Below are 11,855 nucleotides of genomic sequence, written 5' to 3'. Positions count from 1 at the left end.
CGAACACGTCCGTCGTCGCAGTCCTTGCGCCGCCACGCACGCCTTGCGTTTCCTCGCGCCGCGATCCACCGCGTCTTCGCGCGTTCCTGGCGTTTTACGCGGATCGTCTCCGCGGCACGGCCGTTGCGAAGGCAGGTTTCCCATGAACACCCGACATGCCGTCGTTTGGCTCGATCACAATGAGGCCCACATTTTCCACCTCACGCCCGAGAGTTATGCCGGGGAGGTGATCAAGTCGCCGCACGCGCACACGAAGCTGCACCGCAAGGCGGGGCCGACGGCTTCGTCGGGACACGCGGGCGAGGATCAGCATTATTATCACGACGTCGCGGAGCACCTCGCCGGCACGGAGGAGATCCTCGTGGTCGGCCCGGCAAACGCGAAGATCGAGTTCGTGCGGCACCTCGAGAACCACCACCACGACCTGAAATCGAGGGTCGTCGCGGTGGAGACCCTGGATCACCCGACCGACAAGGAGATCGCCGCCCACGCGCGCACGTTCTTCAAGCGCGAGGGCACGCTGTAGCGAGCGAGCATCATCCTTCGAGCATACGCGCGAGGCTGCGGAGCGGGATGCCGATCCAGTCGGGGCGATTGTCGAGCTCGTAGCCGATTTCGTAGATGCACTTCTCCAGGACGTAGAAATCGAGGAGGAGGTCGATGTCGGGATCGTTTTTCGGGAGGAACTCGCTGCCCGCGGCGGCGCCGAGGTAGCCGCCGAGGTAGACGGTCTCGGCCCAGGCGACCCAGGCATGGGTCCAGGGTTCGAGCACGGGCCGGTCCTCGGGCCGCGCGCGGCCGGCGGCGAGGGCGGAGGCCGCCGCGTAATCGAAGGAGCGGATCATGCCGGCGACGTCCCTGAGCGGTGTACGTCGGAAGCGGCGCGTCGCGAGCGGGCGCGTGGGTTCACCCTCGAAATCGATGAAAACGAAATCCTCGCCGGTGAAGAGGACCTGGCCGAGGTGGAAGTCGCCGTGACAACGGATACGCGTGGCGTCGACCTTGCGTGTGCCGATCGCCTTGAACCGCCGGTCGACCTCGTCTTCGCGACGCGTGATTTCCCGCGCGAGCTCCTGCACGCCCTCCGGCAAGGTGTGCGCGCGCCGGCGAAGCGCGTCGAAGGTGCGCGCGAGCATCGTGTGCGCGCCTTGATAAAGGGATTGCTGGTGCAGCGTGGAGTAGGGCTCACGGCCGAACGTGGTATCGGTCGTGTCCGTCGCGAGCGCCGCGTGGAGCTCGGCCGTTCTCTGGCCCAGTTTGTTCAGCCAAACCCCCTGCGCGCCGAGCTGATCGTGCGCGAGCGGCGGTAGCTGCGTGCGCGCGCGCTCGGTGTACGTGCCCCGCGGCAGGGGCGGCGTGGCGCCGGCGCGTGTGGCCTCGTCGGCGAGGACGCGCTCGAAGAAGAGGTCGAGGGATTCGAGCGCGGCCTGGAACGCGTTCCCACGGCTCGGCACCCATTGCTGGACCATCGCGAGCACCGTCCGGTCACGCCCGGTAGCCTGGTATTCGATGGCGCCTCCGAGCCGCGGGACATTCTTGTAGCCTTGCGCGTCGAGGAACGCCTGGACCTCGAACTCGGGATTGATGCCCTCCTCGACCTGGCGGAAGAGCTTGAGCATCATGGCTTCGCCATACACGAGGATGCTGTTCGATTGCTCGGCCGAGAGGAGCCGGCCGCGCTCGGTGGCCTCCTCGGGGACGCTTTGCAGGAAGGGGTGCGGGACGAACCGGAGCTCGCCGCGCGTGCCGGTGAATTTCGCGCCCTGGCGCACGAAGCGTAGGAGCGCATTCGCGAGGTCGGGGTCGACGAGCGCGTCGACGAGCGTGCCTTCCACGACCTCGGTATGGCCATTGCTCACGTGCAGCCGCACGGCCGCGATGACGGCGTGGGCCGCGTTCTCTTCGATTTCGCGCGCGCGCTCGCCCGAGGCGAAGGCGATGGGCAGGACGTACGTCTCCGGGGGCCCGGAGGCGAAATCGACGCGGACGAAGAGCAGCCACGCGAGCGGGGCATTGGGGTCGCCGAGGGGAATGGCGTCCAGGACCGAGGCGCTCGAGCGTACGCGGCCCTTGCTGCGGAAGTACCGACGCCCCGCGAGGTAATTGCAAAGGACGCGTTCGAGCGCGCGCCGTCCGTCGGGCCGCTTCACGAGGCTCTCGATGGACTGGTAGGCGAGCAGGACCGGGAGCCTTTCGTGCGCGGCGATCGCGAGCGGCGCCGTGCGTTCGAGGCCGAACCAGAAGAAATCGTGCGGCCCGAGCGAGAGCGGGTATTTGCCTTCGACCTCGGGGAATCGCGTCCGGCCGAAGAGCTCCGTGGGCACCATGCCGCGGTATCGCGAGAGGTCGAGCTCGACGTACTGGCCATACCGCGAGAGGTTCGCGACGACGAGCACGTGCTCGTCCCGATGGGAACGAACGAACGCGAGGACGCGGTGGTTGTCGGGGTGGAGGAACTCGATCGAGCCGCGGCCGAAGACCTCGTGTTGCTTGCGCAGGCCGATGAGGCGCTTCATCCACCAGAGGAGCGAAGCGGAGTTCGCCTGCTGGGCCTCGACGTTGACGGCCTCGTAATGGTATTCGGGGTCGACGATGACCGGCAGATAGAGCCTTTGCGGGTTGCACCGCGAAAACCCGGCATTGCGGTCGGAGCTCCATTGCATGGGCGTGCGGACGCCGTCGCGGTCGCCGAGGAAGATGTTGTCGCCCATGCCGATCTCGTCGCCGTAATAGAGGACGGGCGTGCCCGGCAGCGAGAAGAGGAGCGCGTTCATGAGCTCGATGCGGCGGCGCGTGCGCATGAGCGGCGCGAGGCGGCGGCGGATGCCGAGGTTGATGCGCGCGTTGCGCTCCTCGGCGTAGACCTTGACCATGTAATCGCGGTCCTCGTCGGTGACCATTTCGAGCGTGAGCTCGTCATGGTTGCGGAGGAACGTCGCCCACTGGCAGGTCTCGGGGATCGCCGGGGTCTGGCGGAGGATATTGACGATCGGAAAGCTGTCTTCGAGCTCGACCGCCATGAACATGCGCGGCATGAGCGGGAAATGGAAGTTCATGTGGCACTCGTCGCCGGCGCCGAAATAGGCAGCGGCGTCGCTGGGCCACTGGTTCGCCTCGGCGAGGAGCATTCGCCCGCCCTCGTAGCGAGCCTCGATGTGGGAGCGGAGTTTTCGCAGGAACGCGTGCGTCTCGGCGAGGTTCTCGCAGTTCGTCCCTTCGCGCTCGTAGAGATAGGGCACGGCGTCGAGGCGCATGCCGTCGACGCCCATGTCGAACCAGAGGTCGACGACCTGGAGCAGCGCGTCGTGGACGGCAGGGTTGTCGAAGTTGAGGTCGGGCTGGTGGGCATAAAAGCGGTGCCAGTAATAGGCCCGCGCGACCGGATCCCAGGCCCAGTTCGAGCTCTCGAAATCCTGGAAGATGATGCGCGCCTCCTCGAAGCGGTTCGGCGCGTCGCTCCACACGTAAAAATCGCGATGCGGGTGATCGGGCGGGGCACGGCGCGCGCGCTGGAACCAGGCGTGCTCGCTCGACGTATGATTGAGGACGAGCTCGGTGATGACGCGGATGTCTCGGTCGTGAGCTTCGCGGAGCAGCCGGGCGAAGTCGTCGCGCGTGCCGTAGCTCTCGCTGACGCCCGTGTAATCCGCGATGTCGTAGCCGCCGTCGCGGAGCGGGGAGGGGTAGAACGGCAGGAGCCAGATCGCCGTGACGCCGAGGTCATGGAGGTAATCGAGCTTGTGCACGAGCCCCGGGAGATCCCCTATCCCGTCGCTGTTCTGATCGTTGAACGCGCGGACATGCAGCTCGTAGACGACGGCGTCCTTGTACCAGAGGGGATCACGTTTCATAGGAAATACTCGTAATCGTTCTCCCTGCGGGCGAGCCTCCGTGCATGGAATACACAGGCGGGCGACGTCCGCGGATCGATCTCGACCCAGTTTCGCTTTCCTCGGAACGTATAACGCGCACCGCTCAGGAGGTCATGGACCTCGAAGCCACGCCCCGCATCCGTGAGGCCCGGCAGATCGAGCTCGACCCACGCGCCGTGGCGATGATACGGATCGAGGTTGACGACGACGATCAGCGAGTCGTCCCCGTGCGTCTTGCCATACGCGAGGACGAGGTCGCTGTCGGTGTGGAAAAATTGAAGATTGTCGTTGCGCGCGAGCGCGGGGTGCTCCATGCGGATGCGGTTGATGCGCGTGATCATGGGGCGCAGGCTGTCCGGCCGGCGGAGGTCCCAGCGGCGAAGCTCGTATTTCTCGCTGTCCGCATACTCCTCGGCGCCCTCGCGCGGGGGCTTGTGCTCCATGAGCTCGAACGCCGGGCCATAAATGCCGTACGAGCTCGACAGTGTCGCGGCGAGGACGAGGCGCACGAGGAACGCCGCGGGCTGGCCGTTCTGGAGGTGCTCGGGCAGGATGTCGGGCGTGTTCGGCCAGAAGTTCGGCCGGTAAAACTCGGCGATCTCGGTCTTCGTGAGGTCGTGCATGTAGGACGTGATCTCGTCCTTGGAGACGCGCCAGGTGAAATAGGTGTACGACTGGCTGAACCCGCGCTTGGCGAGGCCGTACATGAGCGCAGGGCGCGTAAACGCCTCGGAGAGGAAGACGACTTCGGGGTGGTCGCGCTTGATCGAGCGAATGACCCACTCCCAGAAGGGCAGGGGCTTCGTGTGCGGGTTGTCGACCCGGAAGAAGCGGACGCCGCGGGCGATCCAGAACCGGAAAATGCCTTCGAGCGAGCGCCAGAGCTCGGGCCACTCCTCGGTTTCGAAATCGAACGGGTGGATGTCCTGGTATTTCTTGGGCGGATTCTCGGCATAACGAGCCGTGCCGTCGGCGCGGCGCGGGAACCACCCGGGATGCTCCTGGACCCAGGGGTGATCGGGCGAGGCCTGCAAGGCGATGTCGAGCGCGATGTCGATGCCGAGCCGCGCTGCGGCTTGGAAAAACCTGTCGAAATCGTCGAGGGTGCCGAGCGAGGGGTGCACCGCGGTATGACCTCCCTGGGGCGCGCCGATGGCCCAGGGGCTGCCGACGTCGCCGTGCTCCGCGACGAGGGTGTTGTTTTTCCCTTTGCGGTTCGTCTGGCCAATCGGATGAATCGGCGGGAGGTAAAGGATGTCGAAGCCCAGGTCGGCGACGTATGGCAGGCGCGCCTCGGCGTCGGCGAAGGTGCCGTGGCGGCCGCCTTCGCCGAAGGAGCGCGGAAAGAGCTCGTACCAGGAGGAGAAGCGGGCCTTTTCGGGGTCGACGACGACCTCGAGGATGCCCGGATATCGCGAGGCGAGGCGGCGATCGGGATGGCGCGCGGCGGCCATGCAAAGGCCGCTGTCGAGCGCGAGCGTGATTCGCTCCGTGAGCGGAATGGTGTCGTCGCGCAGGCGCGCGGCCACGTCCGCGAGGGAGCGAGCGTCGTCGCCGGTCGCGTCCTTGGCGGCCTGTTCGAGCAGGGTCGCGCCGTCGAGGATGTCGACGGAGACGTCCTGCGCCGCCTCGACGCGCTTTTTGAGGTCGCGGCGGAACGTGCCGTACCGATCGATGAAGGCCTCGACGGTGTATTGCCAGAGGCCGAGCGTGTCGGGCGTGAACGACGCGACGAATCGATCGGGCTCCGCCGTGGGCTCGAGGGGGACGAAGAGCCAGGGCGGATCGGGATCGCCCAGGGACGGCGCGGGGCGATAGAGGAGCGAGCAGGCGAGCAGATCGTGCCCGTCGGCATAAACGATGGCCGAGACGTCGATCCGATCGCCGAGGATACGCTTGATCGGGAAGCGCCCGCCGTCGATCTCGGGACGAACGCGCTCGATCTGCACACGCCTGCGGCCTTCTTCAGGGAGCTTGTCGAGGTCCACCAAGGCGCTTCGATGCGCCGCGGGGGAGGGCGGTTGTCCGAGCGGGCGGGCGCGGGAAGCGAAAGGTTGTCGTCCGACCGCGGTCCAGGGTAGTGGCGGACGGGTGATCAAAGCCTCCCAGGATCCCCATCTGCGCGCCCGCATCCTCTCGTCACGGCCCCTGCCCGGAGTGCGGGCGGGCTCGGCTGTGGTTTGGCACGACCGACGTTTGCTCGTGATCCAGGACGACGCGTTCTCCGTGGTGTGGATCGATCCGGATTCGGGGGCGATGTCGCGCGTCACGCTCGAAGGGCGTGGGGAGGAGTTGCCCAAAGCACGAAAGCCCGATTTCGAGGCGGCGTTCGTGGGGCCGGGGCGGGCCGTGACGGTCCTCGGGTCGGGGTCTTCGGACAGGCGCAGGCACAAGGCGTCGGTCGATCTCGATTCCGGTCGCGTAGAGGTCACGGATTTCGGGTCGCTCTTCGACGTGGTCGAGGCGCGGATCGGCGCGCGGCCGAACGTCGAGGGCGCGGTGCTCGTCGGCGAGGTTTTGCGGGTGTTTCATCGCGGCGCGGGGCCTTTGGCGAGCGCGATCGTGGACGTCGCCGGGAGCGTGCTCGAAGGTCGCGGCGTGGAGCTCCTCGGGCACGCGTTTTACGACCTCGGAATCGCGGGCGGCGTGCCGCTGCATTTCACGGACGCGGCAGCGTTCGGCGGGCGGACGTTTTATCTCGCCGTCGCGGAGGGCACGCCGAACGCAATCGACGATGGGCCTGTGGTGGGCGCCGCGGTCGGGATTCTCGCGGGGGATCAGGCGAGGTATGCGTTCCTCGAAGAACCCTCGGGGGAACGATCATGCCGGAAGGTCGAGGGGATCACGTTCGATCCCGGGCGGAAAACGATCTGGGCCGTCACGGATCCCGATGATCCCGAGCGGCCGGCGGAGCTTTGCGTGATCGCGCTGGAGGGGTTTTTCTGAGGCGAGGTCCGGGCGCTGCATATGCCGCGAGCTAGCCGATCCGCCCCTCTTGGAAGCGGGTCGAGAGCCTCTTGGCAAGCGCTGCTACGCGCGACTTCGGAGGGACCATCGTAGCCCGCGAAGCTAGAACCCAGGCGACCACCGTGGTAAGCAGCGGCCCTCATGATGTCCAACCGCAATGCGCGCGAGGGAAACCGCCGAGGGGGAAGGGGGGAGCTCGGAACACTTCAACTGTGCGAGAATGGGCACCTTGTCTCCATTCGTCGGGACAGAGTTTCCCGGACGCTCAGGACGCACTGTCCGGAATGTGGGGCCTCGACCATGACTCGCTGCCCGAAGTGCGGCGAGGACATACGTGAAAGGTTGCCGGTCGTCGATGCGCCCTGCTTCTGCGAGCATTGTGGCGTAGCGTTCCCTTGGGCTCAGCGAAGGTGCGACAAGGAACACGGGATGCCTGATCCGACATCGCGTCTGGTATTTGCGCTCTCTCGATTCGATCGAGTCGCCATTCAGCTAAGGAACCGGGGTCGCAAGCCGCCGCTCGATATCGCCGACGAGTACGATGTGCAGTATGTCTTGCGCGCGCTCCTCTCGACGGATTTCGATGACGTGAGGACGGAGGAGCCTACGCCTTCTGTGGCAGCTGGCTCGGCACGCGTTGATTTTTTGCTGAAAAACGAGCAGATTCTCATCGAGGTTAAAAAGACCAGGAACGACCTCGGCCCCAAGGAGCTCAAGAAGCAGCTCCTCGCGGACATTCCCCATTATCGCCAGCACCCCGACTGTCGCACGCTGATCTGCTTCATCTATGATCCTGACGGCCGCATCGACAACCAAGCCGCGCTGAAGCGTGATCTCGAAGCTGAAACGAGGGAGACCACACGCGTGATCGTGGTGATTTCGCCAGGTCGATAGTCTGCCATGCAAAAGGATACTCCGGGAGTCAACCCGTTCGGGTACGGCGTGCCAGTGCCCCCGCAGTACTTCGCAGGGCGAGTCGAGCAGCGTGCTGATTTGAAGGCACGGGTCGGCGGCATTTCGGCGCAATCGGTGTCCGTGGTTGGTCTTCATCGCAGCGGCAAGAGCTCCCTGCTCCAGTACATCGCCGGACGCATCCACGAGTTCTGCCTTCCTGAGCAAAATCCGCTCGTGATCACACTGGACCTACAATCCAAGTCACTACACACTCCCGAGGGGATCGTGGAGGGTCTCAGACGCCGTATCGAGCGTCAGACCGGGCATACGCCTTGGCGCACCGATCAAAATTCTGACGGCTTCGCTGTCGACGATGGGCTCGAAGCGTTGCGGGACAGCAACGTACGACTGCTTGTACAGCTTGACGAGTTCGAGCGAATTGCGGCGAGACTGGATCTGTTCCAGGAATGGGGCGAAGATTTTCGTGCCAAGGCATCGGCGGGGTACTTCGCTATGATTTTGTCGACGCGGCGTCCCCTCGCCGAGATCTACGATGAATGCGGGCTTACGTCCCCCTTTGGGAACATCTTCAGCACGATCACCCTGGGCGCCTTGAAGCGAACGGAGTGGATGGATTTCGTACGAAATAGCTTCGCCCGGACTGGCATGACGGTGAGTGATGTCGATTTGGCCCTAATCGAGGAGCTGTCCGGAGGACTTCCATTTTATATGCAGATGGCAGCGTCGCTCCTCTGGCAGCATAGGGATCAAGACAAGACGCGGCAGGCGTTCCGTGTACAGTCGTCGGAGCGGTTCCGCGAACTCTGGAGCGCGCTGTCACCGGCGGAGCGGTCGGCGCTTCGCCGAGCGATCGGTAGTGGAGGGCAGCCACCGCTCGCTCCGGGTGTCGTCGACGACCTCGAGAGGCACGGGCTCCTTCGCGACGGCGACGTGTTCAGCAGCGCGTTTGCCTCGTTCGTGCAGGAACAACGATGAGGCGGTTTCTCCGCGAGACCTTGGAGCTTTGGCATTGGGCGCTCTTCAGCCCAACGAAGCTCGAGGGACGCTTGAAAGAATGGGTCCCCCTAGCGGACCTCATGCCAAGAGAAAAGGCGCAGAACGACGAGGCACACGACGAGGAGCCCAAGGACACCTCGTTTCGAGACATCCTTTGGTTCCGCGCCAAGCCCGAAACGAGAGCGGGTCGGCTCGTGGCCGAGTACGTACTCGCCGTGGCCATTTCGACGTTGCCGCTCGCAATTGTGATCGTGACACTGGGGAGGCCTCGCGATATCACCATTGTTTTGGCTGCCCTGCTACTTTCACTCGGGCTTGGTGCAGTCAGTCATTCCGTAGCCCTCATCGCTCCGATCCTGTGCGCTCTCACCTGTCTATTCCGGCTGTCGATCGTGCAAGGCAGCCTGGATACTTTGATTCGCTCCTTTCCCCCCTATCGACGCCTGGGACTCGCGCTCTGCATTGCGGTTGCGATACTCAACCTGACCGCCGTCACGGTCGCCAAGATATGGCGACACCGTTGGCTTAAGTGCGGGTGGGTCTTGCTCATTTTGGGAATCACAGCGGGGCTCTCGGCAGGCTTCTGGTTGACGAGCGGAGATCGTGGCGGTGCCACGCTGAGCGGCATGGGGATGGGACTGTTTGCGTTCGTCATGTTCAAGGAACTGTCGAAGTCGGAGGACACGACCGATCTCCTCGTTTTTAATGCGGCGCTGGTGGCGCTCGGGACGGGGCTCGGGTTGTCCGGTGAGATCGAGTACCGGATTGGTTCGGATATCATTGAAATATCCATCTTTTTTGTCATGCTGACGTCGAGCATGGGCGCCATCGGATTCCTAGTGAAAGGGCTCGTCCGTGCACTCAAAGGAAATCTACCGCTCACCGTACCGGGCTCTGCTCTTGCGGGAGTCGCGTGCGGAATTCTGTATCCTGTAGCGACCGGCTTCGTAGCGGGACTCGTGCACGCGCCTCTGAGCTGCTTGACCATCGCGGGGCTGCTCTTCGGACATTCCCTCGCACCCACGCGTGCGGGTGTTCGCATTTTTGTAGAGCTATGGGACATCATAAAAACAGCGTGGAGCGACGGGTGGATGGAGCTCAGGCTTGTTCCCATGGCCATATTGGACTTCGAGCCCACGCGCAGCCTCGTCGTAGGCATGTCCTGGGTCGCTGTATTGAGCTTTCCGCGCGGAGTCTGGGCACTACTCCCTGTGTCAGCCATGCTGGTCGGATATTTTCGTCTGTTGCCCGAATATTTGTTCCTAGTAATGAAGGCGCTGTGGCGCGTCCGGCGAGCGCAGCGGACCTCGCGGGATGAGCTATCGCGGTACCTGAGTGACCTACCGCCATACGAGCATGAGCTCATCGTCATCCCGATCGTCGGGCATGCCCGTCTTCTGGTTGCTTCTTTTCGTATCGCACCGCAGGCCACGCTGGAGACCGTGAGCAAGGCCGTGCAGATGGGGCCGTCGTGGGGCTACTGGCGAACTCTGGAATCTGCCTGGGACGAGATCGCTGCTATTGCCGCAGAATTCGATGGCGCCGAGCGGAGCAGGCTCGTACGCACGCGGCTGCTTGCATTCTGTGAGCCAGAGCGTATAGCCGAGATTGCGACACACGACCTCAGCCTCGCCACGCTCACGAATCACCTCTACAATCCATCGGAAGCATCTGGTGACGACACGGAATCGCCCGAGGGCGAACGGGGCGACCTCGCAGAGCTCATGCCGGCGTTGAAAGGGGTAGCGCAAGGCGTCGCCGACGCGCTTGCCCAGGATCTACCCATTCAACGAGAGCGTGGGCTAGAGCGCTGCATCAACGTACTCGATCGGCTGCAAGGACGCACTCAGCAGCTTGGTCTCGGCGATCGCGCGGCCGCTGAATGGCTGCGTGTACTGAAGCACTGGCAAGTGGTGTTGAGGGAGAGGATCGAGACAGACGCATCCGTAATCCCCCACAAGGAGGTGATTCAGCCCTTCCAGAGCGGTAATCCCCTACGCGCAGATCGGCCGTACCTGTTCAAGGGTCGCAAGCGTCTAGCGCAAGACATCGTTCGGACCATCCGCACCGGCGGCCGGCCGACGCTCGTGCTCCATGGTCCACGTCGCTGCGGAAAGAGCTCGTTTCTTCTGAACTTGTCCCGCCTTCTACCCGACGACGTCCTGCCCATCTACGTGGACCTCCAGAGTCAGGCCATGACGAGCAGCGAAGGAGACTTCTGCTATGGGCTGGTGCGGGCAGCAATTCGAGATCTGCGCAGCCGAGGTCTCGATCCTCCGATGGCCGATCGCTCCACGTTCAAGTCGGCGCCCTACCCGGCACTCGAGGATTGGCTGGATGAACTCCGTCCTCGGCTGGGCGAGCGGCGCCTGCTTCTCTGCCTGGACGAATTCGAGAAGCTAGGCGATGCCATGGAGCGCGGCAGGGTTACCACCTCACTTTTCGACGAACTGCGCCATCTCGCGCAGCACCGAGACGAGTTTGATCTCATCTTCTGCGGCGCGCAGACGCTCGAGGAGCTGGGACCCGGGTGGACGAGCTATTTCATCAACGCACGCCCGATCGAGATTCTCTACCTCGAGCCTGACGAGGCCCGCGAGCTACTTTTGGACCCAGATCCCGCGTTCAACCTCAAGTACGACGAGGGCGTCGTCCGTCGTGTCCTGGAGATGACCGCGTGCCAGCCCTATCTCTTGCAGCTCATTGGCGAGGCGATGGTAAAGACGGCGAACCGACACGGAATGCGCCATATCGATGAAGCGTACCTCGAGGAAGCGCTCGGCGAAGCGCTGGCCGCGGGCGCGATCTACTTTGCGAATCTGTGGGAGGAAACGACTGGCGCAACGCCAAGCGAGGTCGCTGCGGGCCAGAGGTTGCTCCTGGCGCTCGCGCACGAGCGACCTCTCCCGGCCATGGATGCGGCCGCGAGCGCTGCTCTGCGCCGGTTGAAGCGCTATCACGTCGTCACGACAGGCGACAAATACCGCATCGAGATCCCGCTTGTTGCGCGGTGGCTGCGGGATTGGAAGGGAGACGAGGCCCGTGTCGGCACCTGATGGCACCGATGCGGACCCTTCGGGGGCCGGACGGTCGTGCCGATCTGCG

General features: G+C 64.3%; 7 protein-coding genes and 1 pseudogene. 6 read left to right on the top strand and 2 right to left on the bottom strand.

What is annotated here, in order from left to right:
* Positions 1-142: 142 nt before the first annotated feature.
* Positions 143-526, top strand: coding sequence for a hypothetical protein (locus KEG57_RS03815; RefSeq protein WP_272417954.1), 384 nt, complete (start codon positions 143-145; stop codon positions 524-526).
* Between the two features lie 10 nt (positions 527-536).
* On the opposite strand, the gene treS is transcribed toward KEG57_RS03815, so the two are convergent.
* Positions 537-3,851, bottom strand: coding sequence for a maltose alpha-D-glucosyltransferase (treS, locus tag KEG57_RS03810; protein WP_272458128.1), 3,315 nt, complete (start codon positions 3,849-3,851; stop codon positions 537-539).
* Positions 3,848-5,860 carry an alpha-1,4-glucan--maltose-1-phosphate maltosyltransferase gene (locus tag KEG57_RS03805; RefSeq protein ID WP_272418619.1) on the bottom strand — a complete coding sequence of 671 codons (2,013 nt, stop codon included), beginning with the start codon at positions 5,858-5,860 and terminating at the stop codon, positions 3,848-3,850. Before KEG57_RS03805 ends, treS begins: the two co-directional genes overlap by 4 nt.
* Before the next feature lie 103 nt (positions 5,861-5,963).
* On the opposite strand from KEG57_RS03805, the gene KEG57_RS03800 reads away from it, so the two are divergent.
* The 5 genes and pseudogenes from KEG57_RS03800 to KEG57_RS03785 all read left to right on the top strand — a co-directional run bounded on the left by KEG57_RS03800 (position 5,964) and on the right by KEG57_RS03785 (position 11,806).
* A complete protein-coding gene (locus KEG57_RS03800) occupies positions 5,964-6,818 on the top strand; it encodes a DUF6929 family protein (protein ID WP_272417956.1) in 855 nt (284 codons plus the stop codon).
* 162 nt (positions 6,819-6,980) lie between these two features.
* Positions 6,981-7,253: pseudogene (locus KEG57_RS56040) on the top strand (DUF2321 domain-containing protein); the annotation flags it as partial.
* 15 nt (positions 7,254-7,268) lie between these two features.
* Complete coding sequence (locus KEG57_RS03795; RefSeq protein ID WP_272417958.1) at positions 7,269-7,733, top strand: PD-(D/E)XK nuclease domain-containing protein; 465 nt, start codon at positions 7,269-7,271, stop codon at positions 7,731-7,733.
* Between the two features lie 6 nt (positions 7,734-7,739).
* Positions 7,740-8,729 (top strand): nSTAND1 domain-containing NTPase, encoded by a 990-nt coding sequence (locus tag KEG57_RS03790; RefSeq protein WP_272417959.1) that lies wholly within the window; start codon positions 7,740-7,742, stop codon positions 8,727-8,729.
* Complete coding sequence (locus tag KEG57_RS03785) at positions 8,726-11,806, top strand: AAA family ATPase (RefSeq protein ID WP_272458127.1); 3,081 nt, start codon at positions 8,726-8,728, stop codon at positions 11,804-11,806. The genes KEG57_RS03790 and KEG57_RS03785 overlap by 4 nt, the downstream gene beginning before the upstream one ends.
* The last annotated feature ends 49 nt before the right edge of the window (positions 11,807-11,855 follow it).

The organism is Polyangium jinanense (assembly GCF_028435365.1).
The sequence above is the reverse complement of the archived record's forward strand: the minus strand, read 5'-3'. Positions and strand labels throughout refer to the sequence as shown.

Excerpts from the sequence above, each read along its gene's own strand:
- KEG57_RS03790 (WP_272417959.1), top strand. The coding sequence starts at position 7,740 with ATGCAAAAGGATACTCCGGGAGTCAACCCGTTCGGGTACGGCGTGCCA.
- KEG57_RS03815 (WP_272417954.1), top strand. The coding sequence starts at position 143 with ATGAACACCCGACATGCCGTCGTTTGGCTCGATCACAATGAGGCCCAC.
- KEG57_RS03785 (WP_272458127.1), top strand. The coding sequence starts at position 8,726 with ATGAGGCGGTTTCTCCGCGAGACCTTGGAGCTTTGGCATTGGGCGCTC.
- treS (WP_272458128.1), bottom strand. The coding sequence starts at position 3,851 with ATGAAACGTGATCCCCTCTGGTACAAGGACGCCGTCGTCTACGAGCTG.
- KEG57_RS03795 (WP_272417958.1), top strand. The coding sequence starts at position 7,269 with ATGCCTGATCCGACATCGCGTCTGGTATTTGCGCTCTCTCGATTCGAT.